This is a genomic window from Planktothrix sp. FACHB-1365, assembly GCF_014697575.1.
Classification (GTDB): Bacteria; Cyanobacteriota; Cyanobacteriia; order Cyanobacteriales; family Microcoleaceae; genus Planktothrix.
The window spans coordinates 24,348-49,368 of record NZ_JACJSC010000043.1; the positions used below are offsets into that span (position 1 = coordinate 24,348).

The 25,021-nt window shown below is 38.2% G+C and carries 34 protein-coding genes and 1 pseudogene; 5 read left to right on the forward strand and 30 right to left on the reverse strand.

Annotation, left to right across the window (positions count from 1 at the left end):
* The first annotated feature begins 5 nt into the window (after window positions 1-5).
* From H6G57_RS26755 to H6G57_RS26770, 4 genes are all read left to right on the forward strand, one after another.
* Window positions 6-524: a YbaK/EbsC family protein gene (locus H6G57_RS26755; RefSeq protein WP_190524511.1), complete on the forward strand. Its 519-nt coding sequence runs from the start codon at window positions 6-8 to the stop codon at window positions 522-524.
* 1 nt (window position 525) lies between these two features.
* Window positions 526-1,293 (forward strand): hypothetical protein, encoded by a 768-nt coding sequence (locus tag H6G57_RS26760; RefSeq protein WP_190524514.1) that lies wholly within the window; start codon window positions 526-528, stop codon window positions 1,291-1,293.
* Between the two features lie 4 nt (window positions 1,294-1,297).
* Window positions 1,298-1,492: a hypothetical protein gene (locus tag H6G57_RS26765; RefSeq protein WP_190524517.1), complete on the forward strand. Its 195-nt coding sequence runs from the start codon at window positions 1,298-1,300 to the stop codon at window positions 1,490-1,492.
* Window positions 1,493-1,589: 97 nt separating this feature from the next.
* Window positions 1,590-2,573 carry a hypothetical protein gene (locus H6G57_RS26770; RefSeq protein WP_190524520.1) on the forward strand — a complete coding sequence of 328 codons (984 nt, stop codon included), beginning with the start codon at window positions 1,590-1,592 and terminating at the stop codon, window positions 2,571-2,573.
* Between the two features lie 44 nt (window positions 2,574-2,617).
* Here H6G57_RS26770 and H6G57_RS26775 read toward each other — a convergent pair whose 3' ends face one another.
* From H6G57_RS26775 to H6G57_RS26910, 29 genes are all read right to left on the reverse strand, one after another.
* Window positions 2,618-2,968 carry a hypothetical protein gene (locus H6G57_RS26775; RefSeq protein WP_190524523.1) on the reverse strand — a complete coding sequence of 117 codons (351 nt, stop codon included), beginning with the start codon at window positions 2,966-2,968 and terminating at the stop codon, window positions 2,618-2,620.
* Window positions 2,913-3,242 carry a single-stranded DNA-binding protein gene (gene ssb / locus H6G57_RS26780; protein ID WP_190524527.1) on the reverse strand — a complete coding sequence of 110 codons (330 nt, stop codon included), beginning with the start codon at window positions 3,240-3,242 and terminating at the stop codon, window positions 2,913-2,915. Before ssb ends, H6G57_RS26775 begins: the two co-directional genes overlap by 56 nt.
* A 90-nt stretch (window positions 3,243-3,332) precedes the next feature.
* Window positions 3,333-3,884, reverse strand: coding sequence for a hypothetical protein (locus tag H6G57_RS26785; RefSeq protein ID WP_190524530.1), 552 nt, complete (start codon window positions 3,882-3,884; stop codon window positions 3,333-3,335).
* 27 nt (window positions 3,885-3,911) lie between these two features.
* Entirely contained in the window at window positions 3,912-4,952 is a 1,041-nt protein-coding gene (locus tag H6G57_RS26790) for a DNA polymerase III subunit delta' (protein WP_190524532.1), read from the reverse strand.
* Complete coding sequence (holA, locus tag H6G57_RS26795) at window positions 4,919-5,878, reverse strand: DNA polymerase III subunit delta (RefSeq protein ID WP_190524535.1); 960 nt, start codon at window positions 5,876-5,878, stop codon at window positions 4,919-4,921. The genes H6G57_RS26790 and holA overlap by 34 nt, the downstream gene beginning before the upstream one ends.
* A gap of 105 nt (window positions 5,879-5,983) precedes the next feature.
* Complete coding sequence (locus tag H6G57_RS26800; RefSeq protein ID WP_190524538.1) at window positions 5,984-8,050, reverse strand: DNA polymerase; 2,067 nt, start codon at window positions 8,048-8,050, stop codon at window positions 5,984-5,986.
* A 76-nt stretch (window positions 8,051-8,126) separates the two neighbouring features.
* Window positions 8,127-9,503: a DNA polymerase III subunit gamma/tau gene (dnaX, locus tag H6G57_RS26805; protein ID WP_190524541.1), complete on the reverse strand. Its 1,377-nt coding sequence runs from the start codon at window positions 9,501-9,503 to the stop codon at window positions 8,127-8,129.
* Between the two features lie 138 nt (window positions 9,504-9,641).
* Window positions 9,642-10,991, reverse strand: a complete 1,350-nt coding sequence (dnaN, locus tag H6G57_RS26810) for a DNA polymerase III subunit beta (RefSeq protein ID WP_190524544.1) — start codon at window positions 10,989-10,991, stop codon at window positions 9,642-9,644.
* A gap of 73 nt (window positions 10,992-11,064) precedes the next feature.
* Window positions 11,065-11,898, reverse strand: coding sequence for a DUF5895 domain-containing protein (locus tag H6G57_RS26815; RefSeq protein ID WP_190524547.1), 834 nt, complete (start codon window positions 11,896-11,898; stop codon window positions 11,065-11,067).
* 131 nt (window positions 11,899-12,029) lie between these two features.
* Window positions 12,030-12,332, reverse strand: coding sequence for a hypothetical protein (locus H6G57_RS26820; protein ID WP_190524550.1), 303 nt, complete (start codon window positions 12,330-12,332; stop codon window positions 12,030-12,032).
* A gap of 10 nt (window positions 12,333-12,342) precedes the next feature.
* Window positions 12,343-12,546 carry a hypothetical protein gene (locus H6G57_RS26825; RefSeq protein ID WP_190524553.1) on the reverse strand — a complete coding sequence of 68 codons (204 nt, stop codon included), beginning with the start codon at window positions 12,544-12,546 and terminating at the stop codon, window positions 12,343-12,345.
* A gap of 50 nt (window positions 12,547-12,596) precedes the next feature.
* A complete protein-coding gene (locus H6G57_RS26830) occupies window positions 12,597-12,803 on the reverse strand; it encodes a hypothetical protein (RefSeq protein ID WP_190524556.1) in 207 nt (68 codons plus the stop codon).
* A 107-nt stretch (window positions 12,804-12,910) separates the two neighbouring features.
* Window positions 12,911-13,489, reverse strand: a complete 579-nt coding sequence (locus tag H6G57_RS26835) for a siphovirus Gp157 family protein (RefSeq protein ID WP_190524559.1) — start codon at window positions 13,487-13,489, stop codon at window positions 12,911-12,913.
* A gap of 7 nt (window positions 13,490-13,496) precedes the next feature.
* On the reverse strand, window positions 13,497-13,817 hold the full coding sequence (locus H6G57_RS26840) for a hypothetical protein (protein WP_190524562.1): 321 nt from the start codon (window positions 13,815-13,817) through the stop codon (window positions 13,497-13,499).
* A 384-nt stretch (window positions 13,818-14,201) separates the two neighbouring features.
* The gene (locus H6G57_RS26845; RefSeq protein ID WP_190524565.1) at window positions 14,202-14,885 is read right to left on the reverse strand and encodes a PD-(D/E)XK nuclease family protein; all 684 of its coding nucleotides are present in this window, start codon (window positions 14,883-14,885) and stop codon (window positions 14,202-14,204) included.
* Window positions 14,886-14,938: 53 nt separating this feature from the next.
* On the reverse strand, window positions 14,939-15,487 hold the full coding sequence (locus H6G57_RS26850; protein ID WP_190524568.1) for a hypothetical protein: 549 nt from the start codon (window positions 15,485-15,487) through the stop codon (window positions 14,939-14,941).
* A gap of 70 nt (window positions 15,488-15,557) precedes the next feature.
* Window positions 15,558-17,198 (reverse strand): AAA family ATPase, encoded by a 1,641-nt coding sequence (locus tag H6G57_RS26855; RefSeq protein ID WP_190524571.1) that lies wholly within the window; start codon window positions 17,196-17,198, stop codon window positions 15,558-15,560.
* A 91-nt stretch (window positions 17,199-17,289) separates the two neighbouring features.
* Window positions 17,290-17,490, reverse strand: a complete 201-nt coding sequence (locus H6G57_RS26860; protein ID WP_190524576.1) for a hypothetical protein — start codon at window positions 17,488-17,490, stop codon at window positions 17,290-17,292.
* Window positions 17,491-17,497: 7 nt separating this feature from the next.
* The gene (locus H6G57_RS26865; RefSeq protein ID WP_190524578.1) at window positions 17,498-17,953 is read right to left on the reverse strand and encodes a DUF1257 domain-containing protein; all 456 of its coding nucleotides are present in this window, start codon (window positions 17,951-17,953) and stop codon (window positions 17,498-17,500) included.
* 36 nt (window positions 17,954-17,989) lie between these two features.
* On the reverse strand, window positions 17,990-18,871 hold the full coding sequence (locus H6G57_RS26870) for a ThiF family adenylyltransferase (RefSeq protein WP_190524580.1): 882 nt from the start codon (window positions 18,869-18,871) through the stop codon (window positions 17,990-17,992).
* 4 nt (window positions 18,872-18,875) lie between these two features.
* On the reverse strand, window positions 18,876-19,481 hold the full coding sequence (locus tag H6G57_RS26875) for a hypothetical protein (protein WP_190524581.1): 606 nt from the start codon (window positions 19,479-19,481) through the stop codon (window positions 18,876-18,878).
* On the reverse strand, window positions 19,463-20,176 hold the full coding sequence (locus H6G57_RS26880) for a hypothetical protein (RefSeq protein WP_190524583.1): 714 nt from the start codon (window positions 20,174-20,176) through the stop codon (window positions 19,463-19,465). Before H6G57_RS26880 ends, H6G57_RS26875 begins: the two co-directional genes overlap by 19 nt.
* Entirely contained in the window at window positions 20,151-20,924 is a 774-nt protein-coding gene (locus H6G57_RS26885) for a hypothetical protein (RefSeq protein ID WP_190524585.1), read from the reverse strand. Before H6G57_RS26885 ends, H6G57_RS26880 begins: the two co-directional genes overlap by 26 nt.
* Window positions 20,915-21,346: a hypothetical protein gene (locus H6G57_RS26890; protein WP_190524587.1), complete on the reverse strand. Its 432-nt coding sequence runs from the start codon at window positions 21,344-21,346 to the stop codon at window positions 20,915-20,917. The genes H6G57_RS26885 and H6G57_RS26890 overlap by 10 nt, the downstream gene beginning before the upstream one ends.
* A gap of 4 nt (window positions 21,347-21,350) precedes the next feature.
* Complete coding sequence (locus tag H6G57_RS26895; RefSeq protein WP_190524589.1) at window positions 21,351-21,722, reverse strand: hypothetical protein; 372 nt, start codon at window positions 21,720-21,722, stop codon at window positions 21,351-21,353.
* Between the two features lie 64 nt (window positions 21,723-21,786).
* Complete coding sequence (locus tag H6G57_RS26900; RefSeq protein WP_190524591.1) at window positions 21,787-22,431, reverse strand: GIY-YIG nuclease family protein; 645 nt, start codon at window positions 22,429-22,431, stop codon at window positions 21,787-21,789.
* Window positions 22,415-22,582, reverse strand: coding sequence for a hypothetical protein (locus H6G57_RS28805; protein ID WP_206756704.1), 168 nt, complete (start codon window positions 22,580-22,582; stop codon window positions 22,415-22,417). Before H6G57_RS28805 ends, H6G57_RS26900 begins: the two co-directional genes overlap by 17 nt.
* A 123-nt stretch (window positions 22,583-22,705) precedes the next feature.
* Complete coding sequence (locus H6G57_RS26905) at window positions 22,706-23,683, reverse strand: hypothetical protein (protein ID WP_190524593.1); 978 nt, start codon at window positions 23,681-23,683, stop codon at window positions 22,706-22,708.
* Window positions 23,684-23,795: 112 nt separating this feature from the next.
* On the reverse strand, window positions 23,796-24,692 hold the full coding sequence (locus tag H6G57_RS26910; protein ID WP_190524595.1) for a bifunctional DNA primase/polymerase: 897 nt from the start codon (window positions 24,690-24,692) through the stop codon (window positions 23,796-23,798).
* Window positions 24,693-24,767: 75 nt separating this feature from the next.
* On the opposite strand from H6G57_RS26910, the pseudogene H6G57_RS26915 reads away from it, so the two are divergent.
* Window positions 24,768-24,896, forward strand: a pseudogene (locus H6G57_RS26915) (Uma2 family endonuclease); the annotation flags it as partial.
* A gap of 14 nt (window positions 24,897-24,910) precedes the next feature.
* Here H6G57_RS26915 and H6G57_RS26920 read toward each other — a convergent pair.
* The gene (locus tag H6G57_RS26920) at window positions 24,911-25,021 is read right to left on the reverse strand and encodes a transposase (RefSeq protein ID WP_375539552.1); all 111 of its coding nucleotides are present in this window, start codon (window positions 25,019-25,021) and stop codon (window positions 24,911-24,913) included.

Here is a 25,021-nt window from a genome sequence, read left to right on the forward strand (position 1 = left end):
ATACAATGGAACACACCCAAAAATTGCTCAATTACTTACTGGAAAATCAGGTTAAATATCAATATTTAACCCATCCTGAATGCAAAACCTCGAAAGAAAGCCGAGAAGCTCGTATTAAGGCAGGGGGAGACGATGTTATTGGTGCGAAAGCTCTTGTGATCAAGATGGATCGAAAAGGATCAGGGAGTGAATTTAATCTGTTGGTTTTACCAGGAACAAGAAAGCTGGATTCTTCTGTATTGAAACAGTATTTTAAAGCCGAAATCAAGTCTTTTCGGTTTGCCACAACAGAGGAGTTAGCTGATTTAACGGAAGGTTTAGTTCCTGGTTCAATTCCTCCCTTTGCTCACCCGATTTTTGACACTCTCAATCATCTATTTGTCGATTCTGCTTTGTTAGACCATGAAAAGATCGGCTTCAATGCAGCGAGTTTAACCCAATCTCTAATTATCCACACTCAGGATTATCTCAAACTCGCACAGCCGACTCATATATTTGCATTTTCTGTTCACCAGGAGGAGTAACATGGATTGTATCAGAGATAGAAAAGGTAAAAAAATTTGCAACATTGTCAGTCACCCGGATAAAGATTTTGAAGCATTTTGCACTGAATGTAAAACGCGTTTTACTAAAAAACGGGACGATATCTGGGGAGATTTTGATATCGTATCGTTAGTTATTTTAGTGGTGGCTTTCTTATTTCTAGTGTCCGTCTTGGGGGGCTGTCAAAAACAGTCAAAATTATTACTCATTCGTATCTCAGATGTTTCTGCCTCTGCGTTAAATAATCCTGAACAAACTAAAGCTTTGAAGGATGCTTGCTTTGCGATCGCTGATGCCAGTAAACCAGGCGATAAACAAGCTTTAATTCAAGTCAGTGAAAATTTAACAGCTACAGATCCTTCTGTGGTTAAAGATCAGGAGCAATTATACGCTTTATGCCATCAAAAACCTGTTCAATCAAAAGGTCAAGGTACTTTTGTCTGTGATGCGATTAATTTAAGTGGAGAAATGATAGATCGCCACTCTGAAACTATCCCCTTAGTTGTACTACAAGTTCAAGCAAATGAAAGGGAAGACTTCTGCCCAGAAACCTTAACGAATTTAGCCAAAAAAGTGTCTTCCCGCAACGGCACGTTATTAGTGGTTGGCAGTACCAATGATGGCAATACAGAATTCAATTCTAATCTTTGGGAAACCCTAAAAGATGTTCAAAACACTGAATTTTGCAACCAAAATATTCGGCACTGCGTAAAAGATTCTATTCTCAATCTTCGTTCTAACCAGGAGTAAAACTATGACTTCTAAATTTGATGAACCCGTAATCTTACAGGAGTTTATTGCTGAAAGTGTGTTACCCGAAAAACTCCCAGAAATATTCCCTCTTTACGAGCGTCTCAGCAAAAATTTGACGATTTTAGCCCCGTTAAAGTATGCCTTAGAAATGAAGCGACGGTATCAAGTTAACTATCCTTCCCAGTCGAACAATTAAACTTTGTTAGGAAAGTGTTGCTATTTCCTATTCAATGCTACCTTAGCACACTTTCCTAAATCTTCAATTCATCTTACTTTGTGAGGAAAATTATCCTATGAACTTACACAAATTTATCGTTCTTTTCTGTATCACAATTGCTGCATTAATGAATAGTCGTGGGCCCTTTGCTGCATTAGGTGGGTTTCCTGGTGAATGGCGCTGGGTTATCGCGATCGCAGTTAGTTTTCCTCTCGTTTATTTTACAGAATGGGCTATTGCTTATGATGTGGCAATTTCCAGTATTAAACGGGATATTCGCCATGATCAAGAGCAAATAGAAGCAAAAAAAAGAAACACCAAAAATCAACTAATTGCAGTCCGCGCAGAAGCAGAAAAAATGGTCTTTAATGCAGTTTTGAAAGACTATTTACATCAAAAAACGAAAGTCTTTGTTGTTTTTGCCACTGGGCTTTTAATTGTTGAATATGCAGCCACTCTATTTTATGTGCGGTTTCAAGGAGAAGATACCGAATGGATTATCTATATTGTCCCCTTACTCGGAATCATTTTAACAATAATGACAGGATTTTATACAGGAAAAATCATCCGTTATCCTGAATATAAACGGCAAATTTCCCAAAAGTTTGATGATTATTATCAACAACGTCATCAAGAAAACCCCGATGGAATTAAACACGCCAGCCGCGAGTTTTGGGTCTTAGAAGAACTAACTAAGTATGTGTTAGATCATCCTAAATCTACCCCTGAACAACGCAATCAAAAAGAAAATCAAGTTTGGATAGAACTGCTAATTCATCAATATAATCAAGTCTTGAAACAAGGGCAAAAAGCAATTCAGGAGAAAAGACGGCAGTTAAATCAAAGTCCGGTGGAGTTAGTTAGTCGAGAAGCTTGGGAAACTGCCATTAATGACGAGATCAAAGCTATGATTGAGGAGTGCCAATTTGAACTTTACCAGATTCAAAGTGAACTAAAACGACGGGGCTATTCTATGGAATCTAATCAGGTCTTATCGACTGAAAAAATGAATTCTATTAAGCATCCTAAATGGCAGCTTAAACCTGATTCTCATTCTTGATTTTTTAAGGAAGTCTTACTAATACTAGGTGGACTTCCTTAAATTTAAGAGAAATTAACAGGAACCCTAATAATCTTTACTCGATGGGGCATTCGTTGAATATTTTTGAGAGTTCCTGGGGAATTATTTTGAATAATAGCTAAACCAAAATCTGCCTGTGAACACATAATGCGATCGCGTTCACTGTAAGAACCTTTGATTTGTACAGTAGCAAACCCTGCATTATTTCTAGGAGACTTACCAATATGAAAAACTTTAACTTGATGATAACCCGCTTGTTTTAGGTAAGTTTGTACTAGGAAATCTGTACCATAACAATCCCCAATCAAGATAATAGCATTAAGCTGAATTATCCGTTGAATTGTTGCAATTGCCTCTGGTGGAAGCTGTTTCAAATTGTTGACCCGTAGTTTGTTCAATCCATTCATCCAGTTTGAGTTCTCCTTGAATTCCAATTAAACTGCCTTTATCTGTATAATTAGCAGCTACTTCAGCAATATTTCCCCAAATTTCCAGCGCAAACCAATCCGGCTCGCTGTCTTTTTTATTACTGCGTCGATTAACAGCAAGAGACAGCTTAGTTAAAACAGCACCGCTCTCGAAATATTGAGTTTCTGGTTGTTGACCTACACGACCAACTAAGTTAATAACATTGAGATTATCTGACATGATGTTTTCCTCGTGAAATCTCTTGAAAATAGCGCGACAGCGCCTTCATCAATCTTTGGGAATTTCATGATGAGTTTTGAGCTTAATCCCTTATAATTTGTTGAGTGGGACTAGATGAGCTAAGGCACTCACTAATTGATGATGGTCTAATTTACTTCGACCTTCAATATTGTATTGATGCGCTAACTTTTTGAGTTTTGTTTTACTCAATTTCAACAGTTGTTTCTCCGTTTCTAAGGGGTAAGTCACCTCATATTCATTGGAAAAAGGTTCTGGAGTAGGCTCTACAGATTCTTTGATATCCTGCAAAGCTTCATCGCTTTTTAAAGTTATGAAATCATCTGAATTTTCCCTTTCAAATCCATTGATAACAGTTGTTTCTTCAGGGTCAGATTTAAAACACTTTTCTGGCGTTGATGCAGAAATTTGTTCAGGGAGTAAAGTGTCTTCATTCGTGTTAGCTTCTTGGTTTTTCCCTAAAATGGATAAAGCAGATGTTGGTAAAGCCGAGAAAACAATTGTGGCTTCTTGCTTATGAATGGTAGAGCGAAACTTAGCTCCGGCTTCTCTAAGTTGAAAAGCTAAAACATTGAGGTCACTTAGAGAAACTTTCTGAGTATATAAAGTGGTAGAATGGTTCATCGTGTTATCTTCAACTGATACTTGTCTTTATAGAAAGGCATCAGCCTTTCCTGATTGCTCGGCTAATTTCAATAAGCAAACTTCCCAAACTAACTGATTAGAAGCACGATTAAGTGTTTGTTTAGCAGACTCCAAAATCTCGATTTTGTTTCGATTACGCTGAGTCGTCCAAAATTGATATTGCCAATAACTTAATAGCAACTTTTGGGATGAATAATCTAAGGATTGGCTAACTATTTTAGCAGCCAGAAGAAGCTTAGACAGTTTTTGATCAAAGAAAGAAATTTGCAGTAAAGTTGAGTCAATTTCTTGAATTTTAATGATTGCATTCCAAATTTCACAAGCCTGAGTTGGACTGCCTTGTGCCATTTGGAGGATATTAGGGTGTTCACAAATTTGAGAAAATCCATTCATCTGCAAGATTTCGCTCATTTCTGACAAGCTTAAACTTCTAAACGGGATAATTTGGCAACGTGAACAGATTGTAGGTAGGAGAAGTTCAGCATGAGAAGTCAATAAAATAAACGTAGCTTTTCCGGGTTCTTCAAGTCTTTTGAGTAACCCATGAGCCGCATTATTATTCATCAATTGTGCATCTTCAATGATGATAACTTTAATAGAAGCGATCAAGGGAGGATAAGCTAAAAATTGATTGATTTCTCGAATTTGCTCAATGCGAATTTGAGGCAACTGTTTAAATGTTAGTTGTTCTTGGCAAGCACTACTCTTTAAGATCAAATTACCTTGATGAAGGTAACTCGGTTCTATCCATAAAATATCGGGGTGATTTCCTACCTCAATTAGAGACCTGCAATTTTCTACGGCTTCTGAATTCTGAGAATGATGTAGCAACAGGGGGAGAAAATACTTGAGGACTTGTCGCTTTTCCAGATCATTAGAGCCAGTAAATAGAAATGCAGTAGGAACTTGATTAATTTCAATTGCTTTTTGGAGGAGTTGAGTGGGGATTGATTGGCTTCTAATATTATTGAGATGAGAGGTTTCAGAACAAGGTGAAAATTTGGGAAAGTTAATCAATGACAAAGATTGATAATTTGGCTCGTACATAGTGTGGCATCCTCATGGGTTTTAGCAAGAATTTCTAAGTCTAATAATTGAGTCAGAATATGTTGCAGCCGAGTTAAAGAAATAGAAGCAACTTCTTGTTTGAGGTGGTAAACTCGATTAGGATTACTCACTCCGGCAACAGCAGCAATAGCACGAGAATCCGTTTCACCTTCATCAACCATGACTTTAACGGCTAACCAAGTGCGGAATAGGCTGCTTAGAGTCGCAATAATCTTAAGAATGGGTTCATTATGATTCAGAAGCGTTGTAAAAACCTGTGTAGCTCTGTTGGCATCTTTCACACAGATAGCTTGAGCAAGTTGGAAGGTATTTGTGGTTGTAATACTAACCCAAGTTTCTACAGTGTGAATATCAATGAATTGGTCTACTGTAACTAACGAAAGTTTTTCTAATTCCTGGTATAATAGGCGAGTATTATTTCCCACAGCAGATGCTAAGAGCGCAGCAGCAGAATGAGATAAAGAAATATCCATACTTGATGCAGCATTCTTAACCTGTTCTGTTAGCTTTTGGGTATTCCAAGATGGAATTAAAGAGAATTCTTGAACTGTAGCATATTGGCAAAGTAGTTTAGTAAATTTAAGCCGTTGATCTAATGAACCTAGACAAGTGAATAATAAATGATTGCTTGTCGGTAGATTGTTCAAAATGTGCTTAAACTGTTCTAAAAGTGCGTTATTAATTGTTTTTAATTCAGTCCAGTTGGAAAGAATTACTAAGCGTCCACCAGTCCCAACGGGTGCAGTGCGGATATCATTAAGAGCGACTTTAAAGTGATCTGCACTAAACGGATAACTGAAAAAATTGAAAGCTTCCCAGCCCGGATGAACAATCCTTCTGCGTAATTGATTAATATGACGCTCTATCAGATAATCATCATTTCCCCAGTACAGATAAACTGGCATGGCAAAAATCTCCTTTTCTAAAAATCAGTAATTCAACTAAAAATTAATACTGATTAGGTTAAACAAAGTAACCTAATGACTGATAAGTGATAACTGAATTGTTAACTACTTTTCTGCCCAAGAGTCATAAATCAAATGACTCGGTTCTTCCCCTTCATCCACAGGAATACTCTTAATAAATTGGCTCATGGCATTTCTCATGGCATTTTGAATCGCTGTTGCAAACATTAGAGCTTGATTAGTGCTAACAATTCCATCAATTTCATCATGAGCCATATTGCCAATATGAGCTTGCCAATGGGGATGCTGATCTAAGACGGTTACAAGCTCACCCAGAGCGTTCTTAATAATATCGGCTTCTGCCATTGTCCAATAAGCTGCTGTTGCATCAGGCCCTTTTACACTAAGGCTTTTCTGTTGACTGAACTTCTGAGGATATTTAGGCAGAAATACGCCTCGTCCCGTTAAACAACGGACATATCCTAAGCCAAATTTGGTGCGGCTTTTAATCTCTTCAATTCCTAAAACAGGAGGCAAACTGCTGTTAGCTTGTTGAATAATTTTTTGACAGAAATTAGCAACACCTGCATAGGTTTTTTTCCAACCTAATTGACTCGTTTTAGCTTGCTCATCGGTTAAATTAATATTAGCTCCTGTTCGGATGGTTTTTTGAAAGGTTTTATACCCTTGTAGATTTAAACAACCATAATGAATGGTTTTACTGATAGAGCGCAACATTGCAGCCGTTTTGTGATTCAAGTGGGATTTATCTTTAACCCAAAGTTGGATATTTTCTTCTGTCCAATCTTTCCCTAATCCTTGGATTTGAGCAATTTTGGCAGCAATTGAACAGAAAATTTCTTGACTTTCTGAGTGAAATCGTTCGATTAATTCTTGATCTCCCGATGCTTCACAGGCAATTCGGGTATGAGCTTTAGATAAGTCAGCAATAATTAATTGAGTTTGGGGGTGAGCAACAAAAACAGAACGAATCGGGGGCAAATTATAAGCAGTAAGTTCAGAGGGTAAGTTGCTAGGATTAGGGGGATTTTGTAGGTTGGGATTCTGGCAACTGCTGCGTCCAAAAGCAGCACTATTGATTAGGGTATAACTTCCTCTAACATATCCCTCTGTTAATACTTCTTGAAGATTGTACAGATAATCCAGGTAAGTTTTTGTGGTTTTAATCACTGAAATTAACCTTAATTCTGGGATTTGCCAATATTGGCTTAAAGTATCAGCATTTGCTTGAGAAATTTTAAGCTGAAATTGGTTATTAATGAGTTTGGGTAACTCTTTAGTTGAATAAAGATGAAGAACTGCTTCAGGAAATGTCGTTCTCAATTTCTCCATTAAATCTTGATAAGCACTTTCATACTGGTTAATGACATCGATTAAAACTTGCTCATTGACAGGCATTCCTCGATGAGTCATTTGTGCAAAAGCGGGAGAAGCGCTGCATTCTGCTAGATAAGAATTCCAAACCCCGATTTCTTTTAATAAGGGTTCAAGCCGCGCCTGAACGTGCAGAACAACTTCAGCATCGTAAGCCGCATAATTGAGTTGATTATGACTTAATTTTCCACCACTTTTATCACCCCACCCCCAATCAGATGTTTGCTGGGTTTTATCAATTGTAATGCCGAGCCTCCAACATACAGAAGCTAAGGAGTGAGGTTTATTGTTAATTTTATCTAACCAAGGATCAAGACCTGCCCAATAGATTTGGCTCATCAACTTTGTATCTTGAATTCCCCGAATTTTATAACCATATTTGACGAGCATCCATTGTTGCTCAAATTCTAAGGCATGACCCACAACTTCTACTTGAGGATTCGCTAATCTTTCCTGAAAAACTTCCCAAAATCCTAATTGAGATAACTGTTGTTTAATCTCATTCCTTTGTTGGGAATCAAATCCCAAATCAATGACTAAAACTTTGATACCCTTAAAAGTTGGAATAGCTAAAGAAAGAATGCGGATTTCTCCTTGATTGGGAAATAAAGCACCGTTAGGCTCTGCTGAGGAGGAAAAAGTCTCAATATCAAACCCAAATTGACTGGAGTTTTCCCATTGTTTTAATAGGGGAATAAATTGAGGATGATCAAGTAAAACAATTTGAGGTAAAAGTTCTTCTTCGGGTTGCAAGAACAAAGTATATTGATAGTGCATTGTTTAAACCTCGAAAGATGGTGAAGAAAGGAGAAGCTAGAAAATCTTGATCGGAAATAAACTTCTCCCTAAAAAACTAAGCCAAAACGGAAACTTTAATTGTTCGCTGTGTTGCCATCGCAAATGCTGATTCTATAGTAGCACGTTGGTGATCTACTCTAGCTTTTAAAGCAGTGCTATTGACTTGGATTGTTGCGCTATCTTCAGAGAAATTTGCTAAAGCGCAGTGTTGAGATAATAGCACTTTCAAAGAGGGTGGAACTTTAGCCAGTACAGTTTGCCAAACCTGTTGAGGAGGAACTGTAACACCTGAAAACGAAGCCGGAGGTGAGGTGATGCTATGTGTATTAACAGGGGAGTAGGTGGGTTGAGAACTCGGTAATAATCCTAATACAGCCACCTCAAGCCATAGCCAAGATTGGGTTGAAAATTTGATTTGAGATTCGCAAGTTCTCAAGTGTTGAATGCTGGCTAAAATTCCATTGCGACCCAAAGACTTTGCCAGTTTTTGCAACTGTTCTAGCTCAACTTCAGTTGTTGACAACTCCCTTGGAATTTTTCCAGTTTGAGCGATTAATAAGAGAGTATAGAATTGAGTTAAATTCTGAAGAATAACCAATGGTTCTTTTCCAAAGTTGAGCAAAGTTTGCACTTGATTAATTGTATCCAATTCGGAGTCCGATGCGATCGCTTCAACCAAAGATAGTAATTCCTGCTGTGGCACTGCACCCACTAATTCCCATACCAATTGAGAAGTAATCACCGATTCTAACAAGCTTAGTTGTTCTAATAAGGATAGGGCATCTCGCAATCCTCCAGTTGCTAACTGAGCCACTAAATGGCTTGCCTGTGAATCCATTTCTAAGCCTTCTAATTGGGCAATTTGGTTTAAATGGTTAACCATTGCGTCAATAGAAATACGCTGAAAATTATAGCGTTGGCAACGAGAAATAATGGTAGTCGGGAGTTTTTGAGGTTCAGTCGTACAGAGAACAAAGACTACATTATGGGGAGGTTCCTCAAGAGTTTTCAATAAAGCTTGAGTCGCAGCACCACTTAATCCATGTACTTCATCAATGACATAAATTTTGTAGCGAGCTTGTACGGGAGTTAAATGCGCCCCTGTACAAATTTCTCGAATTTGTTCAACACCATTATTGCTAGCAGCATCAAGTTCTAAAACATCTAAGGCAATGCCGCTCGTAATGCCTTGACAAGAGGCACATTGACCACAAGGAGAACTGGTAGGGTTTGGATGATTAAGACAGTTGAGAGATTTGGCAAGAATTGGAGCCGAAGATGTTTTTCCTGTTCCTCTTGGCCCTGTGAATAAATAGGCATGAGCAATGCGTCCTAAATTAATTCCATTGCTTAAAGCAGTTGCAATTGCTTCTTGACCGACTAAATCAGCAAAACATTGGGGGCGATATTTTTGATGAAAAGGCTGATACATTGTGTGCAAATAAGCTAAAGTTAATAAACCCCCATAAAGCCCAAATTAAAAAGAAATCATAGCAGCCCAAATGGGGTATTGTTTAATTTTCTATTTTGCATTAATTGAGTTTATGGGGGTATGAAATTAAGAAAAGTTTTACATGGGTAGTGCAGCAAGTTCTAGTTGAGAATCTTCTGAATCAGTCTCAGATTCTAAAGCTTCTTCGGGTTCTGTATCTATGGATTGAAATTCATCAGAAGATACTGTTAAAGCTTGTGAAGTCGATGAAAGTGAAGGGGGTTCTGCAGTCCACAATTCTACAGGCATCACCAAAACTGTTGCAGTTCCAAGAGAGTTAGCAACTGTGTTGAGTGTGGCTGGAGTATTGGCTTCATTGAATGAAAAGCGTACCTCAGAAGTTGGAATCGCTTTGAGGGCTGGAATCAAAACATCAGCATCGAAACCAATTTCCAAACCCTCACCTTGAATTAAAGCAGGTAGAGATTCTGCCCCTGAACCAATGTCTTGTCCTTGTCCATATAAAGAGATCACTTGCTCAGTCGGATTAAGAACTAAGCGAATAATTTTATGCTTATCGAAAGTAGCTAGACGAGTAACGGCTGCTAAAAGTTGATGAGAACTAACCGTAACTTCATGACTCCATTGTTTAGGAATCAATAGAGTATAATCAGGATAATCCCCTGTTAAAGCCCGACAAACTAAACTGAAGGTAGCACTGGTAAATAGAATTTGGCTTTCATTAAAATGCAGTAGCACTTCAGAATCGGTTAAGTTATCTGTGGGATTTCCTAAGAGTTTTTGCAGTTCTTTCAAAGCGGTTTTGGGGATTGTAATTCCCCATTGGCTTGAGGCAGAAGGAAGGGATTTGCGTTTAGTTTTGTGTTTTTTGGTGGTTTCGGATTGTTGTTTATTTTCATGAGTCGGGATAGAATCTTGAACAACAGCAAGGACTTTTCCATTGGTGGCGGCGAACTCCACTTGGTCGGCTTCTACAGTTAATCTAATGCCGCTTAAAACTGGCTTCATCTCATCGGTTGTTGCTGCAAATAAAGTGGTTTTTAAACCACGAGCTAGAACAGTAGCAGTTAATCGGATTGCTGGGACTGTTAAGGGGAACTCTGTGGGTAACTGAGGAAATTGAGAAGCTTTGAAGCCTCGGAATGTATAACGTTTACCTGCGCTGGTTAATATCGCTTCAGTTTGATTAAGTTCCACCTCAAAAGATAGTTCTTCGTCTTTCGGGAAACTAGCAATCAGATTCAGCAAGTGTTTAGCAGGGAGAGTCGAAGCTCCCTCAACTTCAACAGGAGCATTAAATTGGGCAGTGATACCCAAGCTGAGGTCAAACGCTCGAACTTCTATTGTTTGAGGAGTTGCTAACAGAAGAACATGAGCCAAAATTGGATGATTAGGCTTAGTGGGTATTGCTCCCATGACAGTATTAAGGGCTGTCGTGAGTTGTTTAGCAGGACAGGAAAATTTCATGGTGATTTTGAAGTAATTAATGAGGGGACATTATCCACCCAACTCATGAAGGATGGATAAAGAAATGGAGTGTTTAATAATCGGGATGTTGAACTGAGGATGCTGAGGGAAGTTGATGCCGAGTATTGGGGTTAGCTTGGTGTTCTGGAATTAGTAAAGGTTGAGCAGGTTGCAAGGCTTCCCAAACTTTTTGTTTGTTTTCTTTGTTAAATCCAACAAAATACTGCTTCCAGGTTTCAAGGGTAGGAACTTCATGAGAAATGACTTTACAAGCAGGGCTTTTCTGTTTCGTACCAGCGAGTTCTCGTGCTGTTGTAAAACAAAATACACACAAGCATTTAAAGAGATTATTTTTACCTCGAGCCGCAATGCGGTTGGTGATAGCATGGCAAGCCGTCATTTCATCAATAAACTCTTGCCAATGAGTGGCAAAAGTAGCTTGGTTTGCACCACTAGCTCGGTAGGATAGGGGAACTTGATGCAAGGGCCGATTGTTTTCATCAACTAAAAACACCTCAAAATACTGAGTATTACCAATATTTTCATCCTCTTTGTGTTCAGGTAGGTAGCGTCCCAAAAGCGTAATTTGTTTTGATTCTTTGGTGGCTTTGCGGTCATAAGCCAAGGTAAAAGTTCGAGGACAGACCAACATTCGGGGTGCAGAAATGAGAAGTCCTTGTTCCTCTATTCCTGTGACCTCAAAGGTGTAGGTTGTCAGTAATTTTTCATCAAAGTTCAACCATCCTGCTTTTGCCATTTGTTTGGTTGGGATAAAGTAACCACACAGTTTAGGAGTAGTGCCTCGTAAGGCTTGGATGCGTGGCAGCCGAGCATTGGGGTCAAGGTACTGAGGGTCAGCAAATTCATCTCGTTCTAATTCGAGTTCGGGAGTTTCTGTGTTATTCATGATTTCATTAGGGTCAGAAAAATTTGCTGATTCTGATTGAGTCGTTTTATTTTTCACGGGTTCTCCCAGAAATAATTAATAAGGACTAGGGCTGTGTACGAAGGGCATTTTACAAGAGGAAAATTGCTAGACTAGAAGGGAAGTTCTGTTTGGGAGTTTTCCTGATGTATGTCCGAAAAATTAGGAAGAGAAAAAGCTAAATTCAGAGATTTTAACTGAGTCATCATTTCTTGCTTTTTTTCTTCTTGGAGCAGTTGATGAAGTCGAGACAAGTAACTAATAATTTCAGCAAGTTTTTGAAGGGAGTCTGTATTAAATTTAAGTTCCAGATACTCTTCAGAATCAGAGATTATTAAACTTTTACAGCTTGAGTTAGAAAAAGAATTAATTACACTTGTTGAGGAAACTTCACAAATTAATTGTTGATGAATCATAGCTTAAGGGTTAAAAATGCAAATCTACATCACTGTGACCGAGGTGAGAAGCATCCCACCGTTCAAACCACTCTTTTTCTTGGTCTCCATTTACTTCGTCGTCGCTTAATTTAGCATTGGCTTCGATTAAAGGTGATGGCAAGATTGTTATTTTTTCAATGAAAAAGGGAGATTGAACCTGGGAATCAAAGAAATTTTGGGAGGAATTTAGCATTAAATTTAAGCTCCAATAGATCACAGGAGAGGCGCGTCAGCGCTAAGTTTTCATCGACTAATTTTGTTGAGTCGTTTAACCAGTCGAGTTGCATCGATTATTTTCCATCCTTCAAGATGGCAGCGCTCTTTGGCTTCCTCTAGTTCTTGGGAAGTTGTCAACAGCTTATAGCGTAAAAAACCACCAGAAACCGGAAACACATAAGTTTGCCATCCCTTCAGAATTTGTACATAGGAAACTTGTTTAAACACTTGCATGGTTAAAAGATGAAATGAACACTCCAAGAAATGCTTTGAATATTAGCGGTTGTCCAGACTGGTAGAAAAAGCCTGGACAAACCTGATTAGAAAAGATTTCAGTTAGCTTAAACAAGGCGAATATGTTTGCCTCTGGGCAAAACTTTGGCAATCACACGACCCTGCTCATCACAAAGTTCTCCTGATTCAGTAGCAAGAACATCCTCTTTAAGCTTTTGTGTATTTAATTGGGGAAGTTGAAGAACATATTCAGCCGGAAAATCTTGAACTGCAAGTTCTGAATTAATCCAAACTTGAGGTTGACCTCCATTTTGACAAAGGGAAACTTTACACAAGAGTCCTTCGAGTTTACGTCCTCGTTGTTCACCGAGTTGTTCAATTCTCTGTTCCATAAATCCCAATAGCTTTTCTGTTAGCCAAATAATCCGGGCTTCATCATTTTTAGCTAAACTAGAGATTCGTTTGGCTTCAAGTTGGCGGAACTCTCGGTTAGCTTTTAGACGATTGATATAAGCGACATATCCATCAATTTTCTTTTCTAACTTAGGTTCTAACTGTTGATAAATTTCTTCTGCCATCGCTTTGTCTTCTGGATTTTCAGATTCCAGATATTGACTGAGCAGTTCAAGCTGTTCTCCCAATTCATCTAACGTTTCAGAAATGGGTTGAATGGATGTATTTGCCATTTTTTTACTATTTTCCTTTACGGTTTATTGATGAAGCTAATGCAGGTTCTTGTGTGTCTAAAGTTAGTGGAGAAGGAGGGGATGTCGTTTCAAAAGTTAGGCTTGCTTCTACAATATCAGCACCAGAATCCTTAGCTAACATTGCCAACATAGCCTCCAGTTGATTAGCTTCGAGGTTTGGTGCTTGTCGCCGGATTTCCTGAGTTTTCACTAATTTCCAGATGGCTAAAGCCTCTGAAGGCGAAGCTTGCTGAACCGCTTGTCGAACCAAACGAATTAGCTTTGCGGTAGCCCGTTGTAGTTTAGCGTCGTTATTTGATGAGTTCATGATTGAATTTTGTAGTTCAATTGTATCTGATAATGGCGCGTCAGCGCTGTGATAATACTGTTGAGTTAAGAGCCACTATTGATTGTCGTTCAAGCAGAGCCAGAATCAGGTGGGTAGCACACCCCCATACCTTACATTCCCAATTAACCCTTGATAGCCTCTGGCTAGGTCTGATAATTGCAGCACTTCCTAATCCTTGCTGTTCAATTGCTATTTTAAATCGAAGGGCGTCTTCTTCTGTGTGAAAACCGAAGTAGGTTGTCTTTCTGTTACCTTTGGAGTCGGTTATTGTCGCAATTCGATCTGAAAGTACATTGAGATGAAAGCCTGAACCTAAGTCAATTTGTCGAGGTAAGGAGGGGTAATGAGAAGAATTCATGGCTTTTAAATTTCAATTTCTGGAATGGAATCAAGATAATTCTTGATAGATATTTTTCCTGTTAAAAATTGAGTCAATGTATCTTCAACAGGAAAGCTATTAGTCACGTCTGGGGGTGAAATTTTAGAAAGAACTTGTTCGAGTTGCTCTTGAAAAGCTTGATAAGCTTCCATACTATAGGAGCGGCTGACTTTAATGGGATCATTCTCTTCTTGAAGAAACCAATAAGTCATCCGAATTTGAGAAGGCAGATAAGACTCAGTTTTGGCTAGGATGAATAAGTCAAGTTGAGGCTTCCAATCGGTGAGGACGTTTTCTAAATCTTCAGGGCAATGAGTTGTCCAATTGATAATTTCAAGTTGCTGATACTGATAAATGAGTAAGTCAATTTTGGTAGAAAGAATGACATTGTTATATGGAAATTGAAGCAATTGTCCATAGGTTTTCCAGGTATTGGGTTCGTTACTCCAGATTTCAGGAGCTAATAATTGTAGTTGAGAGAACCACTGTTTAAACTGAGGGGTGTTGGCTAGAAAAGGAGCGATAGGAAGTTCCATCAAAGATTGTTCCATCAGGAGACGAAATTGTTCTTCTTTTGGATGAGTTTTAACTTCTGTTATTGCTTCCATATTCTCAAGATTGTTTGAAGCAGCAAGACGAGATAAATCTTCAGCCGTTATCCATATCATGTGAGTTTACTAAAATAAAAAAGGGTTTAGAGTAGAAGTCCAACTCATTGAAATCAATCCCAAGATAAGAAGGGGGTTCGTTGATCAACTAATTGGATAGAAAGTTGAGGAGGAGGACTGGTAAAGTTTAAAAAATCTAATTTAGGTTCAGGAAAGCTAAGATCAATGGTTGGGTCAATGAGAGGAAAATGAGAATTTTTTTGGAGTATTTGGAGGAGGTTAATTCCCACGGGTAAGGGATGCGCTTCAAATGAATAAGTATACCAACGCCTACCTAAGCGGGAGGTTTGCGGAATTAAAGTAATACGAGTTAATTGATTGAAAAGGTTCTGTCCTTGTTGAATTTGATAATTGAGAAAAGGACGCAAGGCATCTGATTGTCCACTATTAAGTAAAGCAAAACTCCAGTTCATTTGAGGATCTAAAAAACATAAGTTAATCCAGTCCTGTGCCATTAAGTTAGGGAAAGGTTGACCGTAAACCGCAGGTGTAGCATGAAGAATAATTGTATCTAGCGATTCCGAAAGTTCTACTAAACCTGTTGAATTTTCTCGATACACTTTTCCAGATGCTCGATTGAATCGGTAGCGACAAGTTAGCATTATTAGTTCTCTCCTAATATCACTTTGTAAGTGCCAGTTTTTAATCCTGGCACTTAACTTTTAAAACTCGTTAATTCCAATGCAAATCTCGATGGGATGAGGGATTAGGTGAGGTGTCAGAAGATTCAGATGAATTAAAGGAACTGACAGGAGATGCTAATTCACCTCCGCCATTAATAGCCCACTTTCTCAAAGCATTTAATTCTTCTGTATCCCCTCGAAATTGTGCAGGTTTAGAGTTAATTAAATTAAGCAAGCGATCGCCACTCACAATTCTAGGATGTCCTAAAGCAAATGCTTCTGTGGCAGCTTCTTTAACTACATTACGGATTTCTGCACCCGTCATTGAAATAGAGCGTTCTGCTAATTGTTGAATCCAGTTAGAATCTAATTCAATGAGATAATGAGAAAGTTGCACTTGCCAAATTTCTGCTCTTGTTGAAAGATTGGGTAAATCCACATAAAACACTTTGAAGCGACGCAGCATTTCTTTAGAAAATCCCCAAGGACGATTAGCTGTTGCAGCAACAATTACATCTGTTTTGTTCTCTTCAAGCCAAGTTAATAATGTTCCTATCATCCGAGAAGATGTTCCCCCGTCCCTCTCAGAAGACTGTTGAGAAACTTGTTTATCCATCTCATCAATCCACAGTAAGCAGGGCGCTAAAGCTTCCGCTTGTTGCAAAATACTTCTGAGATTTGCTTCACTACTACCGAGTTCTTTACTCATTAGTTTTCCCAGATCTAACACTAAACAAGGAACTCCCCATTCGGCAGCGATCGCTTTAACCGCTAAAGATTTACCTGTACCAGACACACCAATAAAAAGAACATGAGCAGGTTGATCTAGATGATGAGTAGCACGGGAAGTAGCATCAAGCAATGGGAGTTGCATTTGCGCCCAATGACTAATGGCAGGAAGACCTTGCACAGGTACATCGGGGGATGGGGCAAAAGTTACGCCTTTGCTTGCCAAATGCTGCTTTTTAATTTCCAGAATTTGGGTAATCGCTTGGGGTGTAATGCCTCGGTTGGTAATTACCACCAGTTGCAGTGCATCTTCAATGCCTTCAGTTGTCATTCCTTGAAGAGCACCAGTCAATTGTCGTTGTTGTTGCTCACTTAGATTGACTTCAAAATCAATGTTATTTTGTCTGGCATTGGCAGATAGAAAAGTAATTTTTTTAATCTTAAGCTGTTCAACTTCTAATTCTGTGGGTAAAGGATTAGATAGTTCCCACACTAAATCTTGAAAATAATGGGGAATATTTAACCCATGATGAGTCAGTATCAAACGATGGGGCGAACGCTTAAGTGCGAAAAATAGATCTTTGGAAAGTCTTAACCAGTCGGAACGGGAATTGCCTTGAGTGACCAATTCAAGGAAATCTTTAGCGAGAATTAAAGTAGGCTGATTATCTTCAGAAATAAGGTGTTCTAAATGTTTAATGAAAGTAATAACAGGATGAACTTCTTGATTAACATTGGGGGTAGCACTCTTGTCAATTTTAGTAATCAGATTTCTCTCAACTCTGGGAGTTAAGTTAAGGAATTGGTTCCCACAATCCCATTGGATTAAAACTCTGTATCGTTCTCGGAGTTCTAGGGCAATTTTTTCAATCAATGCAGGTTCAGAAGCAGCAGGTGTATCCACTGTAACCGTAGCAATTCCTGCTTTGAACAGTAAAATAAGTTGTTCTGTGTCAAACATAGATAAAAAAGTTAAAAGGGAAAAGGAAGTTAAATTTTATAACCCGATTTAACTTCCTAGTTAATTGTTGAAAAATAAAGGATTTTCTCACTTACTCTAAATGAATATCCGTTGGTTTTTGAACTGAAAGGGTCGGTTCAAAGTATTCAGGTTTGAGTTGAGTTTGAGAACATCCTAATTGATTTAGGGGGGCTGTAATGGCCGTACAAGTTTCTCCTTCGGCATGGAAAACTTCTACTTTTAAAGGTTGCCCTTTGGTTTGAGTAATTTGGATTTGGATGGGTTGAGACATAAATTATTTAAGCGTAAACATCTACTTTTTGAGTCAAAGTTATAGTGGTTGTTCCATCTCCGGTTATCAGTGTTTCTCTTGTCCAGAGATGTTCAGGATAGTGAATATCAATGAACGCTGTATTATGAGCAATTTGCAGTTCTTCTAGGAAATTTTGGACAGTTTTAAAATGTTTTCCCAGTAAATTGCGTTCAAAATCCCAAGGATCAATAACGGATTCAAAACTGTTTTGTTCAGGATGCCAACGAAAGCCAAGATCTAGTAAGCCTTCTAAGAAGTTACGACGAATGACAACCTCAGCTTGTTGTTCATCGGTTTTGTCGTAATCATTATTAAGCAGAACCGGAACATTATGGTTTTCAATCTCTGAATTAATTCCCACTTTTTCGAGAATTACTTCAAGTGCTTTTAGAAGGGATTGTCGATGAGATAGAGTGGTTTTAACAGTTGAAAAGTGGCTCATGGATTAACTTTCCATTAGGAGGTAAATTATTCCCATTTAAAGCGCATCCGCGCTCTTAATCAGGTCTTTAGAGGAATCCTGTTTTGAGATTAAAGTTTGTTGGGAAGTATAACGAGGAGAACTACTACCACTTTCTGCATGAAAGTAGGTAGCAAATCGTCGTAAGGTTTTGGTTAACACCAGTTGGGATAACATTTCTATTGCTTCAGTAGCAACTCGTTGGTTAATAAATAAACTTTGAACATTTCTTTGAGCGATTTCAGCACAAGAAATGGGGTTTTTAGAGAATTCCTCTGGCTGTGGTAAAAGCAGTTCAGGATGTTGCCAACTAGGAGAAGGAAGATGGATACAGAAAGAGGGATTTTTAAAGTCATTAAAGGCGGTTTTAGCATCAAATGTGTTAGTAGAACCGATTAAGACTTGTCCGGCGGGTATGCCTTGACCCATATTTCCACAATCTAACCACCAAATTTCAGGAAAGGGTTCTCTGAAGTAGTAACCCTCATAATCTAAACATTGACTTAGTTCTATTCTTGCGGTACTATTATCAACGCATCCAATGATAATAATTAGTTTTTGCCAAGAACGTTGAATCATTGAAATTGAGAATTGTTCTGCGATCGCTCCAAGTTTAACTCCATAAGCTAAACTATATCGAACGGCTAAAATATCAGCTTTATTCAAACCAATTTCAGCTTCACAAAAGTTTTGTCGTGGAACATTAACGGCTTCTACTGAATCAAAATCTACAAGCACACCTTCAGCCGCTATTCCCCCTTTTTCCAATGCTAAGATGAGTCGTGCCAGCATTGGGGCTAAAAATCCTCCGGTTCCTCCACAACCAACTTGAATAAATTGGATTTGTTTATGAGGAGCAAGGGCAATTGGAAGTGCATTATAGTAAGAATTGTCTATCATAATTTTAGAAAACCGCATCAGAAATTTGAGGGGGAAGATTGAAAACCCAATGACTCGGAATTTCCCAGAAGAGTTGGTGGTAAACTCCAATTCTTAAGCGCAAGGTGGGTTGAGTAAAAATTGTACCGAGAACTCCATAAATTTTGAAGCCGGATTCTTCTTCATTATCAATTTGAGAAAATGAAGCTTCCATAACATGATGACTGTGAATTTCGATGAGGATATTTGAGCTACTTTCCCAACGAGTTACGCTTAAAAAGTCACGGGTTTGTAATGGAACTGTTAATTGCCAATGGAAATCTTGCCAAGACAAATGGAATAGAATTTCTTGAGGCGCTACATTTTGTGACAGTCTCAGAATTTCTTGTAATAAAGTTTGGGGAACTTTAGGATATTGAAGATGAAACTGTGGAGGAACAAAAGCTAACCCAGGAATTGTACAAGCTCTGAAAGGAGCAATGACATTTAATCCTTCCCGAACACTTCTAAGCATGACACCATTGCCTGCCATAATAAACTCATACATCAAAGCGTTAAAAGGGGGAAGGGTTGGATTTTGAGCGATCAAATAATTCGCTAGTGGTGGAGTAGTCAGGGTTTGATTAGACATTCAATGACTTCAGCAATAGTGACTTTTTGCTTGGAACTCTTGGAATCAGAAATAGCGATTAAGTCCCCTAATAGGTAATGTTTTGTATTAACCAATTTTGCCCATTGCAACCTTATATCTTGAGGAAATTTCCGTGATTTTCCTGATACACTATCACCATTGAAGGGAGTCTGTATAAAGAGATTCCATACATCATTAATAGTTGTTGCCAAGGCAGTTGGTACGGGATTAGATCCAAAGCAAATTCGACCATTAAAATTAATATTGGGAAAAGGTGCATTGTAAACTTGAGCTTGTGGATCAAACTGTTTAGATTTGATTGCCCATAAATAGTATTGATGGTTAACTCCGATTAAAACTAATCCAGGTAAAGGAATCGAAATCATTTGAAATTGAGAATGATTTTCTAACGTTAGTAAGTTGTGACGAGAAGGGGGAATAAATTTAACAATCCATTGTGCTTTTTGATGGCTGCCAATACGAACAATACCAGGGGAAAGAAATCCTGAATCTATAGGTAATTCAGAGAAAGCATTTCTGACCGCTTCACTGGAAATAAACTGGGTTAGAGTTTGGTTGTCTTTTTGATATCGAATTAGGTATTGTCCCTCTAAAATAATTAAGGTACAAAGAACTTGAGAATTGAGAGAATTAATAAGGGCATGAGGATTAAGCGGTGTTAGAGAAAGATTCATCTTTTTGGGCTAAATTCCAAAGATTAATAAGCGTGAGTTGGTTAGCAATTTCTGTTTGTAACCATTGTTTCAACTCCCAAAAAGCCGTTTTTAGTTTAAGGGCTTCTTGCCAATCTTGAGTTAGGATATCAATGTTATCTTGGTTCCATTCAAGGTAAATACTACTTTCTAAGGTGGCATCAAGCCAAATATTCCCTGTACTATGATCGATAATACTCATCACATCATAGAGATAGGATAAAGGTTCTGGTACAGTCTGGCAAAGAGATTGAAGTTTCTGCCAATCAATTTGTTCAACCGTTAAAACATCACTGGGATTAATTTCAAAATGTTGCTTCCAACTTGTTTGAAGGTAACTAGAGTCGTATAAGCAAATTAGGAACTGTTCAATGGGTTCAAATTCATCTATACTAATTGAATACCAATCAAAGTTTTGAGGAATAAAAGGAATAAAAGAGCAACGTTCATCTAATTCAAATTCATTTTGAAATATCGGAAAAAGCCGTTCATTAACTAAATCAAAAAATTCTAATTCTCTGAGAGAATGAACTGAATTAAAATTAAAGCTTAAAACCGGCGATGTTGAATGATTCCAGCTATCGGGAAAGTTGATTTTATAAAGGGAAAGTATTATACTGCTTTCCCTAAGTTGTTCTAAATAATCTAATCCATCCTTAACTTGCGTAGGAACTTTGAGAGATTGCAAGTAAGTTATTGCATTTGTTGATAATGAAGGAGTTAAAAACATAGAATTGGATAACAACAGGGCTGGGGTGAGGAATGGATTAAATTAGAGGTTGTCTTTGAGGTACTGTGAATTTCTATTTCTGCTTGAGCGATCGCTGCATCAATTTCTTCCCTTATTTCAATTAAAGTTTCTACCGTTAATTGACCCTGGAGTTCGAGTTGTTTGAGTTTCCAACTTAAAGCCAAAGCGGGGTTGATGGCTTCCGGTGCTGCTTTAAGAGAGTTAACAAGTGCAACATTTCCCTTAGTGCCAACTTTCTTAACAATTTCAATGTGTTCTTCTCCATCTACCATCTTTCGAGTTAGCGTAGCTCCAGCAACATCTGCATAGAATGGAAGTAGAGTTTTGATAATGGTTTCATCTGTTGCTGCTTGTTCAGGAGACAAAGGAATTCGTTGACCTTCAAGAATTAAGATAGGCATGGTTTTAAAACAGAGTAAGTTGATGTTTGGGAGATGAAGATTGAGAAGAAACTGATGAGGAAAGTGGAGGGGGTGAATCTACGGAGCGTTTCTGGTAATTGTGTTGTGATTCTTCAAGTGTTTGCTTCTCAAGTAATTCTAGTGCAATTGCTTTTCTTTGGGGAAGTTCATTTTCTAATTGTACCAACATTGAGTTGATTAAATCGGGAAACCTTAATTCCTCAAGGGTTGTTTTTGAAAGAATGGGTGGAGAATTAGAAATTCCCACACCGATCAGAGCAACTCTGGGTTGGTTCAATTCTGTTTGAGGTAAGAGTTGAATGTGAATGGTAATTGTATTAGTTTCAAAATTATACTGACTGTCCAAATCTGACATTTTTCACCTTGAATTCACTTAACTTAAGCGCGTCAGCGCATTCTAGTGGAGATATGAAACTGTTTCATCTCCAGTTGTCTAGCCAAGTTAAGAGTTGATTCAACTGTTCATTATTGAGAGCAAACCATTCTCCTGTTTTTCGATAATGGGCAAATTTGGTATGGGTAGCTTTTTCTAATGCGATCGCATCTGAACAAAAAAGAGTTTTAACCACATTTAACGAGACTGCACAGGATGTTTGTAAAGTTTGTAGTCGCTTTTTGAGGTTTGTTGTTCGACCAATTTTATACAAATTACTAACTCCTGAACGAACAACATAGATGTAGCCTCTGCGACTAGACAAGGTTGAAGCTTCTGATAATTTAGCAATCTGCTCATATTGAATTTTAATTTGAATTTCTCCAGCTAACAGCTTTTCAGGTTGAAAGGGATAAGAAACAGAAATTAGCTGAAGTTGGTCTAAAAGTTCTAGCGAGCGTTGAATAGCAGAAGAGGAAACGTTGAGAACCTGTGCTAAGGTAGTTAAACGGGTTAAAACGATTGAAGAATTAGGGGGCTGAGTTTTGGATTGTTTTGATGAAGTACGAAAAGCAATATCACACAATTCTATCAGCAGATTGACTGCTAAATGATCGCAGTAGGCTGTATCTTCTTGCTCTCGAAGGATAGTAGTATACCAAGAGTGAAGAGATTTATCTTTGAAATTCATAAGCTTTTTTTAAGTTCCAAGATGCTACTTGTTTTAAGTGCTTTAAACGGGCTGTATGAGTTTTTTGGTGAGGATTTTCAGCCCAATAGAAATACTTGAGGGATGGCATTAATTCTGAGATTGGATTAAAACTGGGGTGGTAACTGGGCATTAAGTTAGAGAGATAGCCGAGTTCTTGCTTGAGCGATCGCCACCAAGATTGAGCAACTGCTTTCGAGGAAAACCCTACTATTGCTTGATAAAATTTATGATCTGTACTGGTTCGATAGCCAACCTATTCTGATAATTTGACGAATGGAAGAATAGGACTAATTGAGTTGTTTTTAAGCTCTAGGTCATCATAGCTAATGTTATTTTCATCCGGTTCCCATTTAATGATGACAGGTTTTTTAGAGTTAAGTTTTAACTCGATAACTTGCCCAAAGTTATAGTTATAGTTGCATTCTTTGGAAGAGTTAAGCCGAGATTTAAGTGTAGACTGAACAACAGATGAACTAACTTGATAACCCCATAAACCAACAGTCCGTTTTTTTTCCTCTAGGTAAGATAAGAAAGCATCTTGCCATGCTGTTTGTAAATCTTCACCCAAAAACTGTTCTGCTTGTAAATATTTGCTTTGGATGAAAGCTTTTTTGAGAGCAGATGCAAGATTAGGGGATGAGTGTAGTTGTTCTAAAAGATTCTGGGGACTATTGAGATCTAGCCACAAGTTAGCCCAAACTTTTAACTCAGTTAAACTTAAATTTTTAGCAGCATCTAGGATATTTTTTGAGGGCAAGTCAATCAGACAAGCATAAGGAATTCCGGGGAAATCCTTAAGGGGAAAAACCCAAGATTCATTTTGATTAAGTAAATGATATCCTGCTTCATCAACGCTTTTTAGCCAAAATAAAGTTTGTGAAAGCTGAATTAACTCATCTGTTTCAGTTATCGCTAACGTTCCATTTGGAATTATTAAAAAAGTTTTTTGAGGAATAAATAAAGCAAGCGGTTTAATCTTTAAAGTCTGCAACATATCCCAGGAGTAGCAGAATTTTTCAGAAACTTGCTCAGAATTAGATTCCCACCAGGAAATTTGGATCGGATAATGGGAGTTAGAAATAACCTGTGAGACAACACCAAAGTGTTTTCCATTGGTTACAAATGTTCCTTTGAGGAATGGCTCTGTTACTTGATGAATTTTAACAGGTGCTAAAACGTGGCTGACTCGAAAGTTAGGAATTGATAGTTGAGGCTCTGAAGTTTTTGGCATTAATGAAAGTAAGTTAATCCAGTCAGAGGTAATGGGGCTTGAATAAATCTTGCTTAAATTCAACATAAACATTGTCCCATTCTGTTGATGTTAGAAGCATGAGCTAACCAGTTCACGAATATTTAGCGTAGTGATGTAGGGTGCGCTCAGTAATTCCAATCCCCCGAAAACTTTCCCATTTGTATTGACATTCTTCCGGTTGATATTTATGGCTTAATTGGCTCCATTCCTCCCAATCAGGAAGTAGAGAATCGCTAATATATTTCAGTGACATTCCTATGAATATCCATGATTCATAGTCGTCAGCATAGCGAGGATGGATAATTTCCAACAGCAGCTTTGCTTGTTCTACGGTTATAGAGCAGCTTGGGAAGGAAACGGAGGAGATTTTTGAGGTTGATACTCTCTTATATTTTCGAGACGGTTGGGGTTGGGAAAGTAACTCAATCACCCAATCTGGTGCGATCGCAACTTCAGTTGTATCAGGTCGATTAAGCCAGTGGTAAGAACCTGTAAGGGGATGGGGAGAAGGAGGGAGAACGGATTGATGCCCCTCTCCCCTTAGTTCCAATCCTTCACCGGAGACAGTGGAGATTTTACGGGACTTAAAGCTTGTTGTTGGACTGGGAATAGAAAAGAGATATTGCGCCCTCCCCGACCGCCCCGAAGACCAACCGACAGTCACAGGTAATCCTTGACCCGCAGACAATTTTTCGACAACATCCATTGCACTCATCCCATCAATATCAATAGCAACTAAAAACTCAGATTGAGTTTGTCCACAGAGCAACCCAATCCCCTTGGGAGTGACAGAGTACAATTTGTTATTTTTATTGAATACAGCGACTGAGCCTTGGTGAATCAGGGATGTTTTTAGGGATGGGGGAGAGAAATAATGATGTTGCCAGGAATAACCTAATGGTTGTTTGTTACCATTGACAGGAATGATACGCCAGTGAGGAGGAAGAACACTTAATGTTTCAATGAGTTTAATCAGTGAACCCTGCATTGATAAAAATTAAAACTATCCCCTTAACAGCGCGTCAGCGCCTTGAAAAAACCATCAAAATTGTGTAAAAAAATGATGACTCAAACCCAAACCGAATCCAAACTTTACAGCTTTGATGAGTTTATCAACTGGTATCCTGAAAACTCTACTGTACGGTACGAATTGCATGATGGAGTTATAATCGAAATGCCCAAGCCAAGGGGGTTCTTCTAGACTAACTATGATAAATTCAGAGAAAAATGCCAATTTAAGAGAACTCTTCTTCTAAAATTAGCAAAGTTATTTAAGCCATAAGCTCTTCTCTTAATTAGCTTGATTTTCTGATTAAT

What these genes read in the sequence shown, in the direction of transcription:
- H6G57_RS26830 (WP_190524556.1), bottom strand. Translation starts at nt 12,803, where the DNA reads ATGCAAGTGTTTAAACAAGTTTCCTATGTACAAATTCTGAAGGGATGG.
- H6G57_RS26790 (WP_190524532.1), bottom strand. Translation starts at nt 4,952, where the DNA reads ATGTACGAGCCAAATTATCAATCTTTGTCATTGATTAACTTTCCCAAA.
- H6G57_RS28805 (WP_206756704.1), bottom strand. Translation starts at nt 22,582, where the DNA reads ATGCCCAGTTACCACCCCAGTTTTAATCCAATCTCAGAATTAATGCCA.
- H6G57_RS26825 (WP_190524553.1), bottom strand. Translation starts at nt 12,546, where the DNA reads ATGCTAAATTCCTCCCAAAATTTCTTTGATTCCCAGGTTCAATCTCCC.
- holA (WP_190524535.1), bottom strand. Translation starts at nt 5,878, where the DNA reads ATGCCAGTTTATCTGTACTGGGGAAATGATGATTATCTGATAGAGCGT.
- H6G57_RS26760 (WP_190524514.1), top strand. Translation starts at nt 526, where the DNA reads ATGGATTGTATCAGAGATAGAAAAGGTAAAAAAATTTGCAACATTGTC.
- H6G57_RS26835 (WP_190524559.1), bottom strand. Translation starts at nt 13,489, where the DNA reads ATGGCAAATACATCCATTCAACCCATTTCTGAAACGTTAGATGAATTG.
- H6G57_RS26885 (WP_190524585.1), bottom strand. Translation starts at nt 20,924, where the DNA reads ATGTTTTTAACTCCTTCATTATCAACAAATGCAATAACTTACTTGCAA.
- H6G57_RS26870 (WP_190524580.1), bottom strand. Translation starts at nt 18,871, where the DNA reads ATGATAGACAATTCTTACTATAATGCACTTCCAATTGCCCTTGCTCCT.
- ssb (WP_190524527.1), bottom strand. Translation starts at nt 3,242, where the DNA reads ATGTCAGATAATCTCAATGTTATTAACTTAGTTGGTCGTGTAGGTCAA.
- H6G57_RS26875 (WP_190524581.1), bottom strand. Translation starts at nt 19,481, where the DNA reads ATGTCTAATCAAACCCTGACTACTCCACCACTAGCGAATTATTTGATC.
- H6G57_RS26860 (WP_190524576.1), bottom strand. Translation starts at nt 17,490, where the DNA reads ATGTCTCAACCCATCCAAATCCAAATTACTCAAACCAAAGGGCAACCT.
- H6G57_RS26770 (WP_190524520.1), top strand. Translation starts at nt 1,590, where the DNA reads ATGAACTTACACAAATTTATCGTTCTTTTCTGTATCACAATTGCTGCA.
- H6G57_RS26800 (WP_190524538.1), bottom strand. Translation starts at nt 8,050, where the DNA reads ATGCACTATCAATATACTTTGTTCTTGCAACCCGAAGAAGAACTTTTA.
- H6G57_RS26910 (WP_190524595.1), bottom strand. Translation starts at nt 24,692, where the DNA reads ATGCAGGGTTCACTGATTAAACTCATTGAAACATTAAGTGTTCTTCCT.
- H6G57_RS26900 (WP_190524591.1), bottom strand. Translation starts at nt 22,431, where the DNA reads ATGAATTTCAAAGATAAATCTCTTCACTCTTGGTATACTACTATCCTT.
- H6G57_RS26855 (WP_190524571.1), bottom strand. Translation starts at nt 17,198, where the DNA reads ATGTTTGACACAGAACAACTTATTTTACTGTTCAAAGCAGGAATTGCT.
- H6G57_RS26905 (WP_190524593.1), bottom strand. Translation starts at nt 23,683, where the DNA reads ATGCCAAAAACTTCAGAGCCTCAACTATCAATTCCTAACTTTCGAGTC.
- H6G57_RS26840 (WP_190524562.1), bottom strand. Translation starts at nt 13,817, where the DNA reads ATGAACTCATCAAATAACGACGCTAAACTACAACGGGCTACCGCAAAG.
- H6G57_RS26815 (WP_190524547.1), bottom strand. Translation starts at nt 11,898, where the DNA reads ATGAATAACACAGAAACTCCCGAACTCGAATTAGAACGAGATGAATTT.
- H6G57_RS26845 (WP_190524565.1), bottom strand. Translation starts at nt 14,885, where the DNA reads ATGATATGGATAACGGCTGAAGATTTATCTCGTCTTGCTGCTTCAAAC.
- H6G57_RS26765 (WP_190524517.1), top strand. Translation starts at nt 1,298, where the DNA reads ATGACTTCTAAATTTGATGAACCCGTAATCTTACAGGAGTTTATTGCT.
- H6G57_RS26785 (WP_190524530.1), bottom strand. Translation starts at nt 3,884, where the DNA reads ATGAACCATTCTACCACTTTATATACTCAGAAAGTTTCTCTAAGTGAC.
- H6G57_RS26755 (WP_190524511.1), top strand. Translation starts at nt 6, where the DNA reads ATGGAACACACCCAAAAATTGCTCAATTACTTACTGGAAAATCAGGTT.
- H6G57_RS26850 (WP_190524568.1), bottom strand. Translation starts at nt 15,487, where the DNA reads ATGCTAACTTGTCGCTACCGATTCAATCGAGCATCTGGAAAAGTGTAT.
- dnaX (WP_190524541.1), bottom strand. Translation starts at nt 9,503, where the DNA reads ATGTATCAGCCTTTTCATCAAAAATATCGCCCCCAATGTTTTGCTGAT.
- H6G57_RS26820 (WP_190524550.1), bottom strand. Translation starts at nt 12,332, where the DNA reads ATGATTCATCAACAATTAATTTGTGAAGTTTCCTCAACAAGTGTAATT.
- H6G57_RS26890 (WP_190524587.1), bottom strand. Translation starts at nt 21,346, where the DNA reads ATGCCTATCTTAATTCTTGAAGGTCAACGAATTCCTTTGTCTCCTGAA.
- H6G57_RS26880 (WP_190524583.1), bottom strand. Translation starts at nt 20,176, where the DNA reads ATGAATCTTTCTCTAACACCGCTTAATCCTCATGCCCTTATTAATTCT.
- H6G57_RS26895 (WP_190524589.1), bottom strand. Translation starts at nt 21,722, where the DNA reads ATGTCAGATTTGGACAGTCAGTATAATTTTGAAACTAATACAATTACC.
- dnaN (WP_190524544.1), bottom strand. Translation starts at nt 10,991, where the DNA reads ATGAAATTTTCCTGTCCTGCTAAACAACTCACGACAGCCCTTAATACT.
- H6G57_RS26865 (WP_190524578.1), bottom strand. Translation starts at nt 17,953, where the DNA reads ATGAGCCACTTTTCAACTGTTAAAACCACTCTATCTCATCGACAATCC.